Here is a 19956-nt window from a genome sequence, read left to right as displayed (position 1 = left end):
TTCATTCCTGTGTGTCAGCCCTCATAAGAACAATCACAGGGATCCACGGATGAATGACAGTCAAGGCAGCTGCGCGAGTGCGCACTACACCGAACATCATCGGCGTTCCATCGCCGAACCTGCGCAGTATTGGGCGGAGCAGGCGCAACAGGTGGCCTGGTTTCGCCCGCCGGAAAACGCGCTTCAAACCTTGTCCGACGGCACCCACCGCTGGTTTGCCGATGGCCAGCTCAATACCTGTTATCTGGCGCTGGATTACCAGATTGAACGGGGACGGGGCGAGCAACGAGCGCTGATTTACGATTCTCCCGTCACAGGCCAACAGGCGATCTACACCTTCAATCAGTTGCGTGACGAGGTGGCTCGCCTCGCCGGCTTGCTGCGCCAGTTGGATGTCAGGAAGGGCGATGGCGTGATCATTTACATGCCGATGGTCCCGCAAGCGGCCATGGCGATGCTGGCCTGCGCGCGGATCGGCGCGGTGCATTCGGTGGTCTTCGGGGGCTTCGCGCCCCACGAGCTGGCGTTGCGGATCGACGACGTGAAGCCAAGGCTGCTGCTGACGGCGTCTTGCGGCCTGGAGTTCGACCGGGTCATTCCCTACAAACCCTTGGTGGACAAAGCCCTCGCGCTGGCTCAACACCAGCCCGAGCAGGTGCTGGTCTGGCAACGGCCGCAGGCGGTCGCGTCGCTGCACGAAGGGCGCGATCTGGACTGGGAGGTCGCGCTGCAAGGTGTTGAGGCGGTCGAGCCGGTCCCGGTGTCGAGCCTTGATCCGCTTTATATCCTCTACACCTCCGGCACGACCGGAAAACCCAAGGGCATCGTTCGAGAAAACGGTGGCCATGCCGTGGCAATGCTTTACACCATGAATCAGGTGTATGGCATGCGGGCAGGCGATGTGTGGTGGGGTATTTCCGATGTCGGTTGGGTGGTGGGGCACACGCTCATCGTCTACGGCCCGCTGATGGCCGGGTGCACGACGGTGTTCTATGAAGGCAAGCCGATTCGGACACCCGACGCCGGGGCGTACTGGCGTATCGTCGAGCAATACCGGGTGAATGCGCTGTTTTGCGCCCCGACGGCCATCCGCGCGATTCGCAAGGAAGACCCTGAAGGCCTGCTGCTGAAGGGCCGCGACCTGAGCTCTATCCGGCAGTTGTTTCTGGCGGGCGAAAAACTCGATTCCAGTACCCACCAGTGGCTGGAACGCCTGACCGGCAAACCGGTGCTTGACCACTGGTGGCAGACCGAGACCGGTTGGCCGGTCACCGCGCCGTGCCTGGGGCTTGCGGGTCATCATCCCGCGCCAGGTTCAAGTAATCGCGGCGTTCCCGGTTATGCGGTCCATGTCATGGACGAAGAAGGGCATCTGCTCAAACCCGGCGAGCAGGGTTCGATTGTGATCGCGTTGCCGCTGCCGCCGGGGTGCAGCCAGACCTTGTGGGGCGATCACGGGCGTTACCTGCAGGCGTATCTGCAGACCTTTCCCGGCTACTACAACACCGGCGACGGCGGTTATGTCGACGAGGAGGGCTTCGTTTACATCATGGGTCGTACGGACGACGTGATTAACGTGTCCGGTCATCGACTGTCGACCGGCGAAATGGAGGACCTGGTCGGCCAGCATCCGGCCGTGGCGGAAAGTGCGGTCATTGGTGTGCATGACGAGATCAAAGGACAGGTGCCACTGGCACTCGTCGTCCTCAAGGACGGGGTTCAGCAAGGCACTGAACAGGTTCAGCGCGAATTGATCGCGCGCGTTCGTGAGCACATCGGCGCATTGGCCTGTTTCAATCGAGTGGTGGTGGTCAAACGCCTGCCCAAGACCCGCTCCGGCAAAACCTTGCGCGCGGTGTTACGCAAGATTGCCGATGCCGAGCCCTACAGCATGCCGGCGACCATTGATGATCCCTCGATTCTGGCTGAAATTGCTGAAAGGCTGAGCTGAACAAAAGTCGATAGGAGGCATAAGGGCAGGGCGCCGTGAGGGTGCTCTGCTTTGTATCGCTAAAGTTACAATTGCGGCAGCCGACACAGGTGGTAGGACACTATGACCCACTTGAGCATGGAGCTGCCATGACAGCGATTTCTTCGGTTTCGGCCACGCAGCCGCTGGTGGTTGCCAAAGCGGTGACCAGCACACAGGCCATCAGCAACGTAGCCGACTCGATCAACATCCCGTCTTCCCCGTCATCGGTCGTGTCGCTGGGGCAAGACGCGAGTGTTATCGATGCACAGACCTATACCGCACGCGGCCTGATTGCCGACCCTGATATTGCGCCGGTCTGGGAATACACGCAGCAGGACAATGTGTCGCTGAACATGACGGGCAATTTCGGCAGTTCCTCCAGTGCCAGTCGTTTTCAGGGCTTGGGCGCATCGCTGCTGAATCAGTTGGCGCAGACCAACCAGGGCATTTCCCAGTCAGTGATCCGATCGACCACCGGCCGGGCCCTCGAACCCGCTGCATTGGCGGCGGCGCAGGCGAAACTGCACAGCACCGCGGCGGACAACTCGATCAGCCTGACGCTGAAAACCGCCAGTGGGAAAACCGTGCAGCTGACCCTGACCAGTCAGGACAACGGGCTCGCGGTGCAGGCGCAGGTAAGCGGTGGTGAGCTCAGCAATGATGAACTTGCGGCGCTTGGCAAGATGGCCGACGGTTTTCAATCTGCGATCGACGGCCTGACCCAGAACCCGCCAACACTCAAACTCGACGCCCTGACCCAGTTCGACTCCAACGTATTTGCTTCGGTCGACCTGAGCACGCGTCTGAAGCTCAATGATGACAGCACGCAGACCCTGGAGCTGCACGCCGACGCCGACGGGCGCTCGGTGCGCATGAGCGGCGCGGCAGGCGATCTGAACATGTCCGTCGACCTCAAGAACGCGGCGATCCTTGGCGACAGCAATCAGCAGGCCAAGGCACTCAAGAATTACATGAACCAGATCGAAGCGGCGCGCAAACGCGGCGACGGCGATCAGCAATTGCTGTCACTGTTCGAGGACGCCTTCACAACGCTACACAGTCACTATCCCGGGGCGCGCGCGGCGATGGCACCCGAGACCGTCAATTCAATCAAACTGACTGACACCGACCACAGCCTGCTCACCGGCCTTGCCGATTTCAGTGCGTCGGTCAGCGAGAAAAGCAAGGAAGGCAACCCGGCGCGTCCGGGCGAACTGGATTCTTTCGCGTATGACGTGTCGCAGTCGACACAATCCAAAGGCCGCGACCCGCTCAACCGCACCCTCGTGCAGGACCAGCAATCGCACCTGGTCGCCAGCTACCACAAGCCCTTGAACGCAGGCCAGAAGCTGGACCTGACGACTGACCCGAAATCGCAGAATTACCAGTATTACCAGGTCAATGATCAGGCAAGCAGCAAGACCAGCATCGGGTATGAGAAGGGCGCACTGGTTAACGCGTCGATCAGCCAGTCGGCGAGCCAGTCCACGCGCATTTCCAAATACGTGCTGGGTCATCTGGAAGAGGACAAAACCACACCGCTCAAATCCTCCAAAACGCAGAATTTGCTCGGCACACTGAATCAGGCACTGCAGCAGGACAAGCAAGCGAAGCTGGGCCGCGGCGTTTCCTGGCTGAAAGACACGCTGTCCAGCATTCAGGACAAAGTGTTGCTGCAAAGCGATCCGGCCAGGCTGAGAAGCTGACAGTTTTGGCCGGCTTGGCCTGAATCCTGCGGGCGTCAGCTTGCTAACGAATGCGGAGTGTCATTCGACTTCGATGTCGCTGACCCACCGCATTCGTCGGAATGCCGCCCAGACCGAGCTCGCGCCTACAGATTGAACTGCCCCTCGATGTGCGCATTGACTCGGTCGGTGTAAGAGACGTCCGAGGTTGCGAGGGCAGCGAACGCGGCGTGTCATTCAGCATTGATGTCGCTGACCCACCGCATTCGCGAGCAAGCTCGCTCCTACAGGTTTTGTTGGGTTCAACACAACCCTGGCTGGCTGAACATAAAACCGGTGGGACTCAGCTTGCTGACGAATGCAGAATCACATTCACCCTCGATGTCGCTGTCCCACCAAATTCGTCGGAATGCCGCCCAGACCAAGCTCTCGCCTACAGATGGGATTGCCCCTCGATGTGCGTATTGACTCGATCCCTGTAAGACGTCCGAGGTTACGAGGGCAGCGAATGCGGCGTGTCATTCAGCATTGATGTCGCTGACCCACCACATTCGCGAGCAACCGAGGCGTCCCAATCGAGCCCAGGCTCAAATGGGCTGCTTCAACGCCTGTCGTGCTGCCTGCGCCGCCGGGTCGTCTGCCGGGCCGACCATGGCGTAGTTGTAACCCGCGCCTGACCAGTAATCGGCCTGCAATTCGCCGTCACGGCGGGTGCCGCGTGGCAGCAGATGATTGCGCTCGGCCGGTGGCCGGATATAGAAACTCAGGGTGCGTCCCTGCTCATCCTTGTACACCACCATGGCCGCAGCGCCCTGTTCGGTGCTGGTCAAACGGCCGCTGACCGGTTTGAACCCGGCGGATTCGAGGTCCGGCAGGCGATTGGCCTGGGCAAAGTTCTTGTCCAGCCACACTTGTACGTTATTCGGTTTGCCAGTGTTCCAGTCGCTGGCCATGTTGTCGTTGACCGCAAACATCCGGTAAGCCTGGACGGCGTCAGCCATCGGGGGTGCGCCGCTGGCCAGGGTCATCTCGCGGGCTTGCCAACCGCTCAGACCACCGATGCTGACGGCAATCAGCAACACCGCTGCGGTCGCGAAATGACGGGTGCGGTTACGGCGCAGACGCTGGCGAACATAAGCAGGGTCCAGTTCCGGGTTCATGGGGCGGTGCAGATCGCCGCTCAGACCGGCGCGCAGGTTCTGCACGTCAAGTTGCCAGGCCAGCACCTGTTTTGCCAGTTCAGGGTTGGCGGCCAGATAGGTTTCCATCGTCTGCTGATCGGCGTCGTTGAGCTGGCCGTCGACGTAGGCGTGTACATCACGTTCGCTGGGAGGCAAGGTAATCATTTCAGTATCCGCAAGGCAGGGGTGGTGATTTCGCCTTCGCTGAGCAGGCGTAAAGCCTGACGCGCGCGCGACAAGCGGGACATGACGGTGCCCACGGGGACATCGAGAATGGCCGCCACTTCGTTGTAACTCAGGCCCTCGACCGACACCCACAGCAGCAAGGCGCGTTGCTCGGGATTCAGGCGTTCGAACGACTGCAAGGTGGTTTGCGCCACCACTGTGCGCTCCACGGAAGGTTCGAAGTGATCCTCTTTCCCACCGGTGAACAGTTCAAGCATTCGGCTGTAGCGACGCGAACGTCGATGAGCGTCCAAAAATTGCCTATAAAGAATGGAGAACAGCCAGGCGCGCAGGTCGCCCTCTGGTCGTTTGCTGGACCAGGCCGACAGGGCCTTTTCCAGCGTTGACTGCACGAGGTCATCAGCGCTGCTGTAATCACGGGTCAGCGACACCGCAAATCGACGCATTCGCGGCAGCAACTCTCGTAATTGGTCGTCGACATCATTCATGGGGGGCTTCCAGATCGATCAGCGGGATCGTTTCAGATCGTGTGACCAGACAGACGCATGCCAGTGCAGGTTATTCCACTGCCTGAAAAATAAATATTGTTCTGTGGAATAAACCCGCGCCAGATGCGTCGGACCGTACCGCTTGTCCATCTGCAATTTATAGAGGCCCAAGGCCCGGAGTGTGACCGATGATTGACCGTGAGCCACCGTATCCCCGAAAACCACCATTGAGCAACGCCGAGAAACTCGCCCGCATGGCCGGTATCGGCCTCGTGGTGTTGATCGCCGCTGGCGCGTTTGCCTACGTCAATGGCAGCCTGGATCCCCAGCGCCTGACCCCGGCTCGCGTCGTTAACGTGTTCGAACAGAGCAATGGCGTACACCCGGGTTATCGCCGCAACCACCCAAAAGGGGTTTGCGTCGCGGGTTACTTTGAAAGCAATGGCGCAGCGGCCGCGCTGTCCAGAGCGCAGGTCTTCGCCAGTGGCCGCACGCCGGTGATCGGCCGTCTGGCGCTGCCCACCGGCAATCCCTATTCGCCGGACAGCGCGGCACCCATTCGCAGTTTCGCCGTGCAGTTCACGCAGCCCGATGGCCAGCAATGGCGCACCGGCATGAACAGCATGCCGGTGTTTCCGGTGGGCACGCCTGAGGCCTTTGTCGATCTGTTGAAAGCCACCTCGCCCGATCCGAAGACCGGCAAGCCGGATCCCGCGAAGCCTCCGGCATTTTTCGCCGCTCACCCCGAAGCCCAACCCTTCCTGGCGTGGGTCAAGACAGCAAAACCGTCGGCGAGCTTTGTGACCGAAACCTACAACAGCGTGAACGCGTTCGTGCTGGTGGACGCCGCCGGCAAGCGTCAGGCAGTGCGTTGGAGCCTGGTGCCGGAGGCCAAGGGCGATGCACCCGCGCCGGATGCCAAGGACTATCTGCAACAGGACCTGAGTCAGAAACTGGCGAGCGGTCCTCAGCGCTGGAATCTGGTGTTGACGCTGGCTAACGCTCAAGACCCGACCAACGACGCCTCGAAAGCCTGGACAGGCGATCACAAGACGGTCAATGCGGGGACTCTGGTCATTGACGGCGACAGCTCGCAGCTCGATGGCAACTGTCGGGACATCAACTTCGACCCATTGATCCTGCCCAGCGGCATAGAAGGCTCCGACGATCCCTTGCTGGCCGCACGCTCGGCGGCGTACGCGTCTTCGTACATGCGTCGCACCAGTGAAGTCGATCAGTTGAAAGCAGCGCCCGCACAGGAGAAACAGCCATGAGTACGCCCACTTCCCATTTCGCGCCTCTGGCCCGCGCGCTTCACTGGTTGATGGCGGTGATGGTCATCGCGATGCTGTTCATCGGCGCTGGCATGGTCGCCTCAATCTCTGAGCGGCACGAATGGTTGTTGAACCTGCATAAACCGCTGGGCATTGCGATCCTTGTGTTGGTCATCGTGCGATTGATCGTGCGTTTCAGCACACAGACGCCGCCGTTGCCAGCGGATCTGCCGGGTTGGCAGGCGCTCGCGGCCAAGCTCTCGCACTATCTGCTGTACGCCTTGATGCTGGCGATGCCGTTGATTGGCTGGGCGATGATTTCCGCGGCAGGGGATCCGGTAATGCTCGGCAGTTCAGTGCGCCTGCCGTCGATTGTGGCCGCGCACGCAGAAACCTTCGCGTTCTTGCGCAAGGCGCATCGGTATCTAGCGTATCTGTTTTTCCTGACCATTCTCATGCACCTGGCGGCGGCACTGTTTCATGGATGGGTCAGAAGGGACGAGGTGCTGGACAGCATGCTGCGGGGCAAATAGCTGAAGGGGATGCGGTGGGTCCTGACCTCAATCGTCATTGACTCACCGCATCCGTTGCGGTCCATCGGCGGTGAACCAGCCGATCAGGTTTTATCTATTAATCAGCGCAGCACCGACACCATCTGCCCCAACGTCGTCAGGACATCGTGCGCCAGTTGCATGGAGCGCTTGCCCGACCAGCCGGTGAGGGCGTCCGGTGCGTCGTCGTTATCCTTGAACGGCATTTCCAGTGTCAATGCCAGGCATTTGTAACGCTCGCCGACGCTGTTGCACGCCAGATTCATATTGGCCTGGCCCGGTGCCGCTTTCGGGTAGCCGTAGCGGGTCTGGAAATCCTGGGTCATGCCGCTCAACCGGGCGCGGAAGTCAGTTTCCAGTTCCTTTTGTTTATCGGTGTACCCAGGGTTGCCTTCGCACGCCGCCGTGAACACGTAAGGAATTTCCTCGTCGCCGTGCACGTCAAGAAACATGTCCACGCCGTACTTATCCATCTGCTCCTTGACGAAGAACACTTCGGGGCTCAACTCCGGCGTGGAGTCCTGCCAGGCACGGTTGAGGTCCTTGCCTTGTGCGTTGGTGCGCAGGTGGCCGTGGAACGAACCGTCCGGGTTCATGTGCGGCACCAGATAGAGGTCGGCCGAGGCGAGGAGCGCTTGCAACTCGGCATCGTTGGCTTGCAGGCGCTCGATCACACCTTCCATGAACCATTCGGCCATGTGCTCCCCGGGATGCTGCTGCGCGATGACCCAGATCTTGCGCTTGCCCTGCGCACCGTCACCTTTGCGCAGCAGTGGAATGTCTCGACCTTCGACGCTTTTCCCCATGGCCAGCAATTCGGTCCCGGCCTTGTTCAGCGCTCGATCGATCAGCCAGTCATGCCGTTCGCGGCTGTAGGGTTCGAAATAGGCGAACCAGATCTGTGGGTGTTCAGGCGACAGGCTGAAGTTCAGTGCCTTGCCGTCAAAGCTGCTGGGCACGCGGAACCAGGTTTTCTGATCGTAAGACGCCGCGGCGTTATAACCGGTCCACGCGCGGTTGTAGCTGGATTCACTGGCGTTGTTCAGGCTGAACGCGTGTGGCTGCCCAGGCTGCATGCCATCGACCTTGAAGTGGAACCATTGAAAATGCGGGCTTCGGGTATCGGGGCGGATAGCCAGTTGCACGTTCTGTGGGTTGCTCGCGTCGAGCACGACGATGTTGCCGCTGTCGAAATCAGAGGTGATGGAAAGGGCGGTCTGAGTCACGGAGAAGTCCTGCGTACGTTAATGCCAACTCGAGGCCATCGGGCGGCAGTCGCGGGCAAACCCGACGGCCGCGCTGGGCTGTTATGACAGGTACTTTACACGGATCAGGTGCGCGGACAGCGACAGATTGTTCTGTCTTTGGGCCATGCTCAGCGGGACGCAGGTCTTCAGGTAAAGGCTTCGGCTGTCACCAGCACGCTGCACAGAAAAGCCGTCAGCAAAAGCCAGCCCAGATAGACCCGACGTTTGCGACGATGCCAGCCGTTGGCACCCAGAATGGCTGCCGGGGCTTGGAGGCGACACCAGAGTCGCTCGGTCTCCTGGAATGCGCGGAGGTGGTTAGCATCGGCGTCGAGCCAGTGGCGGAACTCAATACGCTGGCTTGCCGTGGCCTGAGGGCTTTGCAAATGAACGTACCAGCGGTGCGCTTGCAGGTTGACCGCATTCATCGCCTGCGAGTCCACAAGACCCTCACTACATTGGTCGAGAAGACGGACCATGCAACGTTCGACGGCCTTGACCTCGAGTTCGAGTAACTGCGCGATATCGGCGTAGTTCATCTGGTCGAGGCGGCTGAGCAAAAAGATTTGTTGAGTTCTGCGTGGCAGCTTCTGGATGCGACGGCGGTATCCGTCGGTTTCCTGGCTGACAGGTTCGTCGGGTTGGCGCATCGAAAGCGAGAATAGAGACGTGAGCTGATTCGTCATGGCATGTTCACTCGCGAGTCATCCGTGTGGTCCTTTGAGGAAGGAGTGGGGGCATCCTCCATGATGCCGCTCGATGTTAGTGCTTGTGAGATTCATTCTCAATTATTAAGTGGGTCTTGCGATGTTTTTTACCAAATGTGTCGCATTTGACCGCGCAGCGTGGCCTACGCTCATTCTGTTTTGGTATGATGCGCGCCATCATCAAGTCTCGAACACGGGACACCCTCTTCATTAGCCTGAAGACGCAACACCCGACCGAACCAGACCCTTCAAGGGCAAGAAAAAAAAGACCCGGCAAAAAGCCGGGTCAAAAACCGTGATTAGCCTGATGAGGAGATAATCCGGAAGCCGACCTAAGGCTTCTGGGTTACCCACCGGTCTCGCGACCGGTTGCGCTCAATAATAATCATTATCATTCGCACGTCAAATGTTATTTCGCATTCTCGCGAAGTTTTTCTGTTCGCCTGCTATTCCCTAGTCAATCGGCAACTCGGTTGTGCGCTTGACCACGCTCATGGCGATGTTCGAGTGCGCCTCCTGAACGTGTGGGCTCTGCAACAGGTGATCGCGCAGAAAACGCTCGTAGCTGGCGATGTCCTGCACCACCACCTTGAGCATGAAATCCATGTCGCCCGCCATTGTGTAGCACTCCAGTACCTCGGGGTAACCGATGATTGCCCCTTCGAACTCGGTCAGATAACGCCGACCATGCCCGGACAATTTCACGTCGACGAACACTGTCATCGTTAACCCGAGTTTGGCCGGGTTGAGCAGGGCGACCTTGCGCTCGATCACGCCTTCCTCCTCCAGACGGTTGATCCGGCGCCAGCACGGCGACTGCGACAACTCCACCCGCTCGGCAATCTCGGCGGCGGAGAGGTCGGCATCATGTTGCAACAGGCGAAGAATTTTGCGATCGATGGGGCTGAGTTTGACCTGCATGAATTGACCCTTTTTTATTCTTTAAATGAAACAGGCATGCAGGATATGAGCAGATTTCAGCCAATTTAGAAAGAAAAAGCCTGCGCGGCACAGGCAGTATTTGGCGTGTGAGCGTCGGGTTGAACCGTCCCGACGACCGAGCAGTTGGCCCTTGGCTCACGAGGCCGCTGATGCCATTGCTCGCCACATTCAAAACGCACTAATAAAAACAAAGGAGTGCCTGAATGTCTTTGGCTGATATTCGTCTGGATGATAAATACCGACTCGCAACCGGCAATCTGTACCTGACCGGAACCCAGGCGTTGACCCGTCTGCCCATGCTGCAAAAGCAACGTGATGAGGCCCGCGGCTTGAACACCGCAGGGTTCATTTCCGGATACCGCGGCTCGCCGCTGGGGAATCTGGACAAAAGCCTGTGGGACGCGAAGGATTATCTTCAGCAAAACGCCATTCACTTCCAGCCCGGCGTCAACGAAGAACTGGCCGCCACTGCGGTGTGGGGCAGTCAGCAGGTCAATCTGTTCCCCCATGGCAAGTACGCCGGCGTGTTCGCGCTCTGGTACGGAAAGGGCCCGGGTGTCGACCGCTGTGGTGACGTGTTCAAGCACGGTAACTCGGCCGGCGTGGCGGAAAATGGCGGGGTGCTGATCCTCGCGGGCGACGATCACGGTTGCAAATCGTCAACCATCGCCCACCAGAGCGAGCATGCGTTTATCGCCTCGATGATTCCGGTGCTCAACCCCAGCAACGTTCAGGAAATTCTCGACTACGGCATTATCGGCTGGGAGCTGTCACGCTACAGCGGGTGCTGGGTGGCGATGAAAACCATCGCTGAAAACGTTGATTCTTCTGCCGTGGTGGAAGTCGATCCGCTGCGCATCCAGACCCGTATCCCCGACGATTTCCAGTTGCCCAAGGACGGTTTGCACATCCGCTGGCCGGACCCACCACTGGCGCAGGAAGCCCGCCTGAACACCTACAAGATTTATGCAGCACGCGCTTTCGCCCGCGCCAATCACCTGAACAAAGTGGTGATTGATTCGCCACAGCCGCGTCTGGGCATCATCACCACGGGCAAGTCCTACCTGGACGTTCGTCAGGCTCTTGAGGAGCTGGGCATCGACGAGGCGCTGTGTGCCTCGGTCGGCATTCGGGTACTCAAGGTCGGCATGAGCTGGCCGCTGGAGCCGGTGTCGGTGCATGACTTCGCCGAAGGGCTCGACGAGATTCTGGTTGTCGAAGAAAAACGCAGCGTGATCGAAGACCAACTGACCGGTCAGTTGTACAACTGGCCCGTGGATCAGCGGCCGCGCGTGGTGGGCGAATTCGACGAAGAAGGGCGCTCACTGCTACCAAACCTGGCTGAATTGACTCCGGCGATGATTGCCCGTGTCATCGCCAAACGGCTCGCGCCGATCTACAGCAGCCCAAAAATTGAAGCGCGCCTGCAGTTTCTGCAAGACAAGGAAAAAGCGTTGGCCGCGCCGTTGTTCAAAACCCAGCGCACACCGCATTTCTGCTCGGGTTGCCCGCACAACACCTCCACCAAGGTCCCCGAAGGCAGCCGCGCACTGGCGGGCATTGGCTGCCATTACATGACCATCTGGATGGACCGCGAAACCGACACCTTTACCCAGATGGGCGGTGAGGGCGTAACCTGGATCGGTCAGGCGCCGTTCACTGAAACCCCGCACGTGTTCCAGAACCTGGGCGATGGCACCTATTTTCATTCGGGGCATCTGGCACTGCGTGCGGCGGTGGCTTCCAAGGTCAACATCACCTACAAGATTCTCTACAACGACGCCGTGGCCATGACCGGCGGCCAACCGATCGATGGCGTGCTGCGCGTCGATCAGCTCAGCCGTCAGGTGTTCAACGAAGGCGTGCAACGCATTGCGCTGGTGTCGGACGATCCGGACAAATACCCGAGCCGTGAACAGTTCGCGCCGATCACCACCTTTCACCATCGCCGCGACCTGGACAGCGTGCAGCGGGAGTTGCGCGAATTCAAAGGGGTTTCGGTGATCATTTACGACCAGACCTGCGCGACCGAGAAACGTCGTCGTCGCAAGCGTGGCACGATGCTGGACCTGGACAAGCGCGCCATCATCAACCCTGCCGTCTGCGAAGGCTGTGGCGATTGCGGTGCGAAGTCGGGTTGTCTGTCGATTCTGCCGAAGGAAACCGCCGAAGGGCGCAAGCGCGAGATCGATCAGAGCGCATGTAACAAGGATTTCAGCTGCGTGGAAGGCTTTTGCCCAAGCTTCGTAACGGTCCATGGTGGCAAGTTGCGCAAGCCACAACTGCCCAAGCAGGCGCAGGCGTTTGCCGAGCTCCCTGAGCCGACGCTGCCGAGCCTCGATCAGCCGTTCAACATCCTGTTGCCGGGTGTCGGCGGCACGGGCGTCACCACTGTGGGTGCGATGCTCGGTTACGCGGCCAACCTGGAAGGCAAGGGCTGCAGCGTGCTCGACCAGGCCGGCCTGGCGCAGAAATTCGGGCCCGTGGTCAGTCATATCCGTATCGCGGCGCGGCAGGAAGACCTGTTCGCCGTGCGTATCGCCGCCGGTGAAGCCAATCTGTTGCTCGGGTGCGATCTGCTGGTGTCGTCGGGGCCTGATGCGATTGCCAAACTCAACAGCGCCAAGTCCTACGCGGTGGTCAACAGTCAGCAGACGCCGACGGCCGAATTCACCCGCAACCCGGACGCCGAATTCCCGGCCGACGCCATGATGCAGACCATCATCGAAGCCGTGGGTGAAGGGAAAACCCATTTTGTTCAGGCAACGGATCTGGCCACCAAACTGATGGGCGACAGCATTGCCAGCAACCTGTTCATGCTGGGGTATGCGTTCCAGCTGGGTCTGATTCCGCTGACCTCTGCGGCCATTGAAAAAGCCATCGAGCTGAACGGTGTGGCGGTCAATTTGAACCAGCAGGCGTTCCTGTGGGGCCGTCGTGCCGCGTTCGATCTGCCCGCAGTGCGGTCGGCGGCCAACCCGGACGTTGCGCCGGTTCAGGCGCCGGAAGCGTTGAGTCTGGACGAGCGCCTGGCCAATCACGCGAAGACCTTGGGCGACTACCAGAACCGTGCCTATGGGGAGCGCTATCTGGCGTTGGTCCACAAGGTGCGTGACACCGAAGCGCGGTTGTTCCCGGGTGAGCCTCCTGTGCTGACCGAAGCCGTTGCGTTCAATTACTTCAAACTGTTGGCCTACAAAGACGAATACGAAGTCGCACGGCTTTACAGCAATGGCGAGTTCACGCGGCAATTGCAGGCGCAATTCGAAGGCGACTACCGGCTGGAGTTTCATCTGGCACCGTCGTGGCTTGCCAAACGCGACCCCAACAGCGGGGCGCCGCGCAAGCGCAGCTTCGGGCCCTGGATGTTGAAAGCGTTCGAGGTGCTGGCGACGTTCAAATTCCTGCGGGGCACCGCGTTTGATCCGTTCGGTCGCAGCGTGGAGCGTCGTCAGGAGCGGGAATTGATCGACCACTATGTGAGCGACGTTGAATTGATTCTGACGCATTTGAATGCCGGGAATCGCCACACGGCGTTGAGCCTGGCGCGTCTCCCCGAGCGTATTCGTGGGTATGGTCACGTCAAGGAGGCCGCGATGAAAGCAGCGGCGTTGCAGGCTGCGCGGATGCGTCAAAGCCTGATCAGCGGGGAAGTGGAGTTACCGAAGCTGTTTGAAGTCGCGGCATAAGGAATCAGGGTGGCGCGGGGCATTTGCCCGCGCTGCTTTGGTGATGAAGCATCCATGCCGGTGGGAGCCAATACCTGTGCTCCCACCGGCATTTTGTGTTCAGGCGGCAATCCCCGAAGGGATTCAAGACGCCTTGGCAGTGACGGCTGTCACCTCGGTCAACGCCACCAGCACCGTCCCTTCGCTGACCATTTCACCCTCTGTGCAGTACAACGCCGATACCGTTCCGGCCGTGCTCGCACGGATGCTGTGTTCCATTTTCATGGCTTCGAGCACCACCAGAGGTGTCCCTGCCTCGACCGCCTGACCGACCTCGACCAGGACCCGAACGATACTGCCGTTCATGGGGGCGGTCAGCCCGCCTTGATGGGTGTGGCTGGCTTCCACGGCTGCGATGGGATCGTAGCGTCTGATCGCGTGCAGCTCGCCTTGCCAGCTGAGGTACAGCGTGTCGTCGCGACGGATCGCGCGCGTTTGACGCCGCAGGCCATGCTGTTCGCTGACGAGTTGCTCGCCGAGCCACTGAACGTTGCACAGGTCATCGTCCCGCAGGCGAATCACGCGGTGTTCTGCGGCGCAGCTCAGGTGCAGGACCACCGCGCTGGGCAGCCCCAGACGCAGGCCGCTTGCGCCCGACCAAGGCGAATCCGGATCGTCATGGCGCACCCTGGCCGGCGTGCTGAGGTGCCAGGCAAGCGCGGCGGCTTGCCAGAACTCGGCTGACAACGGCTCCGAAGGTGGCAACAGGTCGGTCTGGTAGCGGGGAATGAAGCCGGTGTCCAGTTCAGCGTCGGCGAATGCCGGGTGCGCAATGATCCGGCGCAGAAACGCGAGGTTGGTGCGTACCCCGCCGACGGCAAACGCGTCAAGCATCGACAACAGCCGCAAGCGCGCCTGTTCGCGGTCCTCGCCCCAGGCAATCAGTTTGCCCAGCATCGGGTCGTAGAAGGGCGATACGTCATCGCCTTCGCTGACGCCGCTGTCCACGCGGCGTCCCGGACCTGGCGCCGATTCCCGGTACAGCGTCAGCGTGCCGGTGGCGGGAAGAAAGTCATTGGCCGGGTCTTCGGCGTACAGCCGTACCTCGATCGCATGTCCATTCAACGGCACCTGATCCTGCGTCATGGGCAGCGGCTCGCCTTGGGCGACGCGGAGCTGCCAGGCAACCAGGTCCAGCCCCGTGATGGCTTCGGTCACCGGGTGCTCGACCTGCAAACGGGTGTTCATCTCCATGAAGAAGAACTCGCCACGGGCGTCGAGCAGGAATTCCACCGTGCCAGCCCCGACATACCCGATGGCCTGCGCGGCCCGCACGGCGGCTTGCCCCATCGCGCGCCGCAATGCCGGGCTGAGTCCCGGCGCAGGCGCTTCTTCGACCACCTTTTGGTGGCGGCGCTGGATCGAGCAATCCCGTTCGTTGAGGTACAGGCAGTGACCGTGCTGATCGGCAAACACCTGGATTTCGACATGGCGAGGCTGGAGTACATATTTCTCCACCAGCATGCGCGAGTCGCCAAACGACGATTGTGCCTCTCGTTGCGCGGACGCCAGTGCGTCGGCCAGGTCTTCGTCACGCTCCACGACCTTCATGCCTTTACCGCCGCCCCCCGCCGTGGCTTTGAGCAGCACGGGGTAGCCGATGCGTGCGGCCGCTTCGCGGAAGGTTGCCGCGTCTTGTGCTTCGCCGTGATAGCCGGGGACGAGGGGAACGCCTGCGGCTTCCATCAGCGATTTAGCCGCTGATTTGCTGCCCATGGCATCGATGGCCGACGCCGGCGGTCCCAGAAACACCAGGCCGGCCTGCTCGACAGCGCGCGCAAACCCTGCGTTTTCCGAGAGGAATCCATAACCGGGGTGTATCGCTTGCGCGCCGCTGCTTCTGGCTGCCGCAATCAACGCGTCGATCTGCAGGTAGCTGTCGGCTGCTTTGCTGCCGCCCAGGTTCACGGCAACGTCGGCTTCACGCACATGCCGGGCAAGACGGTCGATCTCGCTGTGAACCGCGACCGTGGTCAAGCCCATGGCCTTGGCGGTGCGCATGATCCGGCAGGCAATTTCACCCCGATTGGCGACCAGCACCGAGGTCAAAGCGATGCGTTTATTTGCGTCCATCAGCGTGACTCTCCGTTCTTATTGTTGTCATCGCGCCAGGCAGGCTCACGCTTTTGCAGGAAGGCGCGCAGGCCTTCCTGGCCCTCCGGGCTGACCCTGATTCTGGCGATAGCGTTTTCGCAGTAACGGCGCAGTGCTGGCGTTAGCTCACCATGACCGACTTCGCGAAGCAGGTCCTTGCTGACGCGCATGGCCTGTGGGCTGTTGAGCAGCAGGTTGTCGATCCAGCGCTGAACCTGCTGTTCGAGTTCTGACGCAGGATAAGATTCGGCGAGGAGCCCGATCTCGCGCGCGCGCAAACCGTCGAAGCGTTCGGCGGTGAGTGCGTAGCGACGGGCGTGGCGTTCACCGATGGCTTGAATCACAAACGGGCTGATGACCGCAGGCGCCAGGCCGATTTTCACTTCCGACAGGCAAAACTGGGCATCATCGGCACCGATTGCCATGTCACAGCAACTGATCAGGCCCAGGGCCCCGCCATAGGCTGCGCCTTGCACCACGGCCAACGACGGCAGTTTCAACTTGGCCAGGTTGTACATCAGCTCGCCGAGTTCGCGGGCGTCCCCCAGGTTGGTGTTGTAGTCCAGGTTGGCGGATTCCTGCATCCAGGCAAGGTCAGCCCCGGCGCTGAAGTGTTTGCCCCGCGCCCGCAGCACCAGGAAGCGCACGCTGGCATCACCCTGCACCCGCTCGAGCGCGATGATCAGCTCGCGAATCATCTGCGCGTTAAAGGCATTGTTCTTTTCCGGCCGATTGAGCCACAGCATGGCGAAACCCCGGGGGTCGAATTCAAGTTCCAGCGTGTCGAAATCATTGACGTTCATGGAAGGCGTCATCCTCGGTCACATGCGGAACACGCCGAAGCGTGTGGCCTCGATGGGTGCGTTGAGTGCAGCGCTGATCGCCAGGGCCAGAATCTCGCGGGTTTGCGCCGGATCGATCACGCCGTCGTCCCACAGTCGGGCGCTGGAGTAGTAGGGGTGTCCCTGATGTTCGTACTGGTCAAGAATCGGTTGTTTCAACTCGGCTTCCTGCTCGGCGCTGAACGTCTGGCCACTGCGCTGCGCCTGCTCTCGCTTGACCTGCACCAGGACGCCCGCGGCCTGTTCGCCACCCATGACGCCGATCCGCGCGTTGGGCCACATCCACAGGAAACGCGGGTCGTAGGCACGACCGCACATGCCGTAGTTCCCGGCGCCGAAGCTGCCGCCGATGATGACGGTGAACTTGGGGACCCTGGCGCACGCTACTGCCGTGACCAGCTTGGCCCCGTGCTTGGCGATGCCGCCCGCTTCGTATTTCTGGCCGACCATGAATCCGGTGATGTTCTGCAGGAAGAGCAGGGGAATGCCGCGTTGGCAGGCCAGTTCGATGAAGTGCGCGCCTTTCTGCGCCGCTTCGGCGAACAGAATGCCGTTGTTGGCAAGAATCGCGATCGGGTAGCCATTCAAGTGTGCGAAACCACAGACCAGCGTGGTGCCGAACAGGGCCTTGAACTCATCGAACACCGAGCCGTCGACCAGTCTGGCGATCACTTCACGCACGTCGAATGGCTGTTTGGGATCGGCGGAAATCACGCCGTACAGTTCGTCACCGGCATACAGCGGCGCCAGTGGCGTTTGCCGTTGCAGGTCACCCTGTTTGCGCCAGTTGAGGTGAGCGATGCTGCGGCGCGCCAGTTCCAGCGCGTGTTCATCGCTGTCGGCATAGTGATCCGCGACGCCGGAGACCTTGCAGTGCACGTCGGCACCGCCCAGGTCTTCGGCGCTCACCACTTCGCCGGTGGCCGCTTTCACCAGCGGTGGTCCCGCCAGAAAGATGGTCGCCTGTTGGCGAACCATGATGGCTTCATCGGCCATGGCGGGTACGTACGCGCCGCCAGCGGTACAGGAACCCATAACCACCGCGATCTGCGGGATTCCCTGGGCGCTCATGTTGGCCTGATTGAAGAAGATACGGCCGAAATGCTCGCGGTCCGGGAACACTTCGTCCTGGCGGGGCAGGTTGGCGCCACCGGAATCGACCAGATAGATGCACGGCAAACGGTTCTGCTGGGCGATGGCCTGTGCTCGCAGGTGTTTTTTGACGGTCAGCGGGTAGTACGAGCCGCCTTTGACCGTCGCGTCGTTGGCGATGATCATGCACTCGACGCCTTCGACACGGCCGATGCCAGCGATCACGCCTGCGCAAGGCACCTCTTCGCCGTAGACGTCGTACGCGGCCAGTTGGCTGATCTCAAGAAACGCCGAGCCGGTGTCCAGCAGTCGGTCGATGCGGTCGCGGGGCAACAGCTTGCCCCGTGAGGTATGACGCTCTTGCGCTTTGGCGCCACCGCCTTCGTGGACCTGCGCCAGCAACTGGCGCAAGTCGTCGACCTGTTTTTGCAGGCTCGTGCGGTTAGCGGAAAACTCTGCCGAGCGCGGATTGATGCGGGTGTGCAGGATTGCCATGCTGCCTCCGGCGCTGTCAGCGGGTTTCGTTGAACAATTCGCGACCGATCAGCATTCGACGGATCTCGCTGGTCCCGGCGCCGATTTCGTACAGCTTGGCGTCACGCAGCAGGCGACCGGCGGGGAATTCGTTGATGTAGCCGTTCCCCCCGAGGATCTGAATCGTGTCCAGCGCCATCTGTGTGGCGCGCTCCGCGCTGTAGAGAATCACCCCGGCAGCGTCCTTGCGCGTGGTTTCCCCGCGTTCACACGCCTGGGCCACGGCGTACAGGTACGCGCGGCTGGCGTTGAGTTGGGTGTACATATCGGCGACCTTGCCTTGAATCAACTGGAACTCGCCGATGCTCTGGCCAAACTGTTTGCGGTCATGGATGTAAGGCAGCACCACATCCATGCACGCCTGCATGATCCCTGTCGGGCCGCCGGAGAGCACGACGCGCTCGTAATCCAGTCCGCTCATGAGCACTTTGACGCCACCGTTCAGTGCACCCAGCAGGTTTTCTTCCGGTACTTCGACGTCGTCGAAGAACAGCTCGCAGGTGTTAGAACCGCGCATGCCCAATTTGTCGAACTTGTTGCTGCGAGAGAAACCTTTCCAGTCGCGCTCGACGATGAAGGCGCTGATGCCATGCGCCCCTTTCTCAAGGTCGGTCTTGGCGTAAATCACGTACGTGTTGGCGTCCGGGCCGTTGGTGATCCAGGTCTTGCTGCCGTTGAGCACGAAGCGATCGCCGCGTTTGTCGGCACGCAGCTTCATCGACACCACATCGGAACCGGCGTTGGGCTCGCTCATTGCGAGCGCGCCGATGTGTTCGCCGCTGATCAACTTGGGAAGATAACGGGCCTTCTGTTCGGAATTGCCGTTGCGATTGATCTGATTGACGCACAGATTCGAATGCGCGCCGTAGGAAAGAGCGACGGACGCAGAGCCGCGGCTGATTTCTTCCATGGCAATGACGTGAGCCAGGTAACCCAGTCCGGCGCCGCCGTACTGTTCATCGACGGTGATGCCGAGCAGGCCCATGTCTCCGAACTTGCGCCACATGTCGGCCGGGAACAGGTTGTCTTTGTCGATCTGGGCGGCGCGAGGCGAGAGTTCTGCGGCAACGAATGCCTGCACCTGATCGCGCAGCATGTCCAGCGTCTCGCCGAGGCCGAAATTGAGCGTGGGGTAATTCATGAGCCTGCGTTCCCTTATTGTTTTTGGAGGGGCTGTCTTTGGAGGGGCTGTCAGATAGCAATATTCAGTATCACCTTTACGTTAACGTAAACCTCTGGGTAGGCCGATGTCAACGCGGCTGATGAAGGGCTTCAGGTTTCAGTAGGAGCCTTAGCGAGATAGGGGGCAGGGCGTTTTTCAAACGCCAGACAGCACGAAGGGGAGCCTAGGCTCCCCTCCAAGTTCAGTTGCATGCTCTTTTTTGTTTTTAGGCGGCCTGTTGTTGTTTTTGGTGGCCAGACCTTTTTTGCTT

14 protein-coding genes are annotated in these 19956 nt (G+C 60.5%); 5 read left to right on the top strand and 9 right to left on the bottom strand.

The features are described 5' to 3' along the window. Positions 1-49: 49 nt before the first annotated feature. Together BLS87_RS06485 and BLS87_RS06480 are read left to right on the top strand one after the other, a co-directional pair. A complete protein-coding gene (locus tag BLS87_RS06485) occupies positions 50-1951 on the top strand; it encodes a propionyl-CoA synthetase (RefSeq protein ID WP_074751200.1) in 1902 nt (633 codons plus the stop codon). 128 nt (positions 1952-2079) lie between these two features. Next, positions 2080-3678 carry a hypothetical protein gene (locus BLS87_RS06480; protein ID WP_083370616.1) on the top strand — a complete coding sequence of 533 codons (1599 nt, stop codon included), beginning with the start codon at positions 2080-2082 and terminating at the stop codon, positions 3676-3678. Positions 3679-4244: 566 nt separating this feature from the next. Here BLS87_RS06480 and BLS87_RS06475 read toward each other — a convergent pair. Both BLS87_RS06475 and BLS87_RS06470 read right to left on the bottom strand, forming a co-directional pair. Then, entirely contained in the window at positions 4245-5003 is a 759-nt protein-coding gene (locus tag BLS87_RS06475) for an anti-sigma factor family protein (protein WP_074751198.1), read from the bottom strand. Next, on the bottom strand, positions 5000-5512 hold the full coding sequence (locus tag BLS87_RS06470) for an RNA polymerase sigma factor (protein ID WP_074751196.1): 513 nt from the start codon (positions 5510-5512) through the stop codon (positions 5000-5002). The genes BLS87_RS06475 and BLS87_RS06470 overlap by 4 nt, the downstream gene beginning before the upstream one ends. A gap of 188 nt (positions 5513-5700) precedes the next feature. On the opposite strand from BLS87_RS06470, the gene BLS87_RS06465 reads away from it, so the two are divergent. Beyond that, entirely contained in the window at positions 5701-6786 is a 1086-nt protein-coding gene (locus BLS87_RS06465; RefSeq protein ID WP_074751194.1) for a catalase family peroxidase, read from the top strand. Beyond that, positions 6783-7319 carry a cytochrome b gene (locus BLS87_RS06460; RefSeq protein ID WP_074751192.1) on the top strand — a complete coding sequence of 179 codons (537 nt, stop codon included), beginning with the start codon at positions 6783-6785 and terminating at the stop codon, positions 7317-7319. The genes BLS87_RS06465 and BLS87_RS06460 overlap by 4 nt, the downstream gene beginning before the upstream one ends. Positions 7320-7420: 101 nt before the next feature. On the opposite strand, the gene BLS87_RS06455 is transcribed toward BLS87_RS06460, so the two are convergent. The 3 genes from BLS87_RS06455 to BLS87_RS06445 form a co-directional block, all read right to left on the bottom strand. Next, positions 7421-8563: a M14 family metallopeptidase gene (locus tag BLS87_RS06455; protein ID WP_074751190.1), complete on the bottom strand. Its 1143-nt coding sequence runs from the start codon at positions 8561-8563 to the stop codon at positions 7421-7423. Positions 8564-8730: 167 nt separating this feature from the next. Further along, positions 8731-9270 carry a DUF4880 domain-containing protein gene (locus tag BLS87_RS06450; protein ID WP_074751188.1) on the bottom strand — a complete coding sequence of 180 codons (540 nt, stop codon included), beginning with the start codon at positions 9268-9270 and terminating at the stop codon, positions 8731-8733. A 474-nt stretch (positions 9271-9744) separates the two neighbouring features. Continuing rightward, on the bottom strand, positions 9745-10212 hold the full coding sequence (locus tag BLS87_RS06445) for an Lrp/AsnC family transcriptional regulator (RefSeq protein ID WP_074751186.1): 468 nt from the start codon (positions 10210-10212) through the stop codon (positions 9745-9747). Between the two features lie 224 nt (positions 10213-10436). On the opposite strand from BLS87_RS06445, the gene BLS87_RS06440 reads away from it, so the two are divergent. Then, positions 10437-13922 (top strand): indolepyruvate ferredoxin oxidoreductase family protein, encoded by a 3486-nt coding sequence (locus tag BLS87_RS06440; RefSeq protein WP_074751184.1) that lies wholly within the window; start codon positions 10437-10439, stop codon positions 13920-13922. A gap of 123 nt (positions 13923-14045) precedes the next feature. Here BLS87_RS06440 and BLS87_RS06435 read toward each other — a convergent pair whose 3' ends face one another. From BLS87_RS06435 to BLS87_RS06420, 4 genes are read right to left on the bottom strand one after another with little or no spacing between them, the layout of a single operon-like run. Beyond that, the gene (locus tag BLS87_RS06435; protein WP_074751182.1) at positions 14046-16034 is read right to left on the bottom strand and encodes an acetyl/propionyl/methylcrotonyl-CoA carboxylase subunit alpha; all 1989 of its coding nucleotides are present in this window, start codon (positions 16032-16034) and stop codon (positions 14046-14048) included. Continuing rightward, positions 16034-16858, bottom strand: coding sequence for a gamma-carboxygeranoyl-CoA hydratase (locus BLS87_RS06430; protein ID WP_074751180.1), 825 nt, complete (start codon positions 16856-16858; stop codon positions 16034-16036). The genes BLS87_RS06435 and BLS87_RS06430 overlap by 1 nt, the downstream gene beginning before the upstream one ends. Before the next feature lie 18 nt (positions 16859-16876). Continuing rightward, the gene (locus BLS87_RS06425) at positions 16877-18484 is read right to left on the bottom strand and encodes a carboxyl transferase domain-containing protein (protein WP_074751178.1); all 1608 of its coding nucleotides are present in this window, start codon (positions 18482-18484) and stop codon (positions 16877-16879) included. A gap of 16 nt (positions 18485-18500) precedes the next feature. Further along, the gene (locus BLS87_RS06420; protein WP_074751176.1) at positions 18501-19664 is read right to left on the bottom strand and encodes an isovaleryl-CoA dehydrogenase; all 1164 of its coding nucleotides are present in this window, start codon (positions 19662-19664) and stop codon (positions 18501-18503) included. Between the last annotated feature and the right edge of the window lie 292 nt (positions 19665-19956).

Origin of the sequence: Pseudomonas abietaniphila, assembly GCF_900100795.1 — a bacterium.
Classification (GTDB): Bacteria; Pseudomonadota; Gammaproteobacteria; order Pseudomonadales; family Pseudomonadaceae; genus Aquipseudomonas; species Aquipseudomonas abietaniphila.
The sequence above is the reverse complement of the archived record's forward strand: the minus strand, read 5'-3'. Positions and strand labels throughout refer to the sequence as shown.

Excerpts from the sequence above, each read along its gene's own strand:
- BLS87_RS06450 (WP_074751188.1), bottom strand. The coding sequence starts at position 9,270 with ATGACGAATCAGCTCACGTCTCTATTCTCGCTTTCGATGCGCCAACCC.
- BLS87_RS06460 (WP_074751192.1), top strand. The coding sequence starts at position 6,783 with ATGAGTACGCCCACTTCCCATTTCGCGCCTCTGGCCCGCGCGCTTCAC.
- BLS87_RS06470 (WP_074751196.1), bottom strand. The coding sequence starts at position 5,512 with ATGAATGATGTCGACGACCAATTACGAGAGTTGCTGCCGCGAATGCGT.
- BLS87_RS06440 (WP_074751184.1), top strand. The coding sequence starts at position 10,437 with ATGTCTTTGGCTGATATTCGTCTGGATGATAAATACCGACTCGCAACC.
- BLS87_RS06475 (WP_074751198.1), bottom strand. The coding sequence starts at position 5,003 with ATGATTACCTTGCCTCCCAGCGAACGTGATGTACACGCCTACGTCGAC.
- BLS87_RS06430 (WP_074751180.1), bottom strand. The coding sequence starts at position 16,858 with ATGAACGTCAATGATTTCGACACGCTGGAACTTGAATTCGACCCCCGG.
- BLS87_RS06420 (WP_074751176.1), bottom strand. The coding sequence starts at position 19,664 with ATGAATTACCCCACGCTCAATTTCGGCCTCGGCGAGACGCTGGACATG.
- BLS87_RS06425 (WP_074751178.1), bottom strand. The coding sequence starts at position 18,484 with ATGGCAATCCTGCACACCCGCATCAATCCGCGCTCGGCAGAGTTTTCC.
- BLS87_RS06465 (WP_074751194.1), top strand. The coding sequence starts at position 5,701 with ATGATTGACCGTGAGCCACCGTATCCCCGAAAACCACCATTGAGCAAC.
- BLS87_RS06485 (WP_074751200.1), top strand. The coding sequence starts at position 50 with ATGAATGACAGTCAAGGCAGCTGCGCGAGTGCGCACTACACCGAACAT.
- BLS87_RS06445 (WP_074751186.1), bottom strand. The coding sequence starts at position 10,212 with ATGCAGGTCAAACTCAGCCCCATCGATCGCAAAATTCTTCGCCTGTTG.
- BLS87_RS06435 (WP_074751182.1), bottom strand. The coding sequence starts at position 16,034 with ATGGACGCAAATAAACGCATCGCTTTGACCTCGGTGCTGGTCGCCAAT.
- BLS87_RS06480 (WP_083370616.1), top strand. The coding sequence starts at position 2,080 with ATGACAGCGATTTCTTCGGTTTCGGCCACGCAGCCGCTGGTGGTTGCC.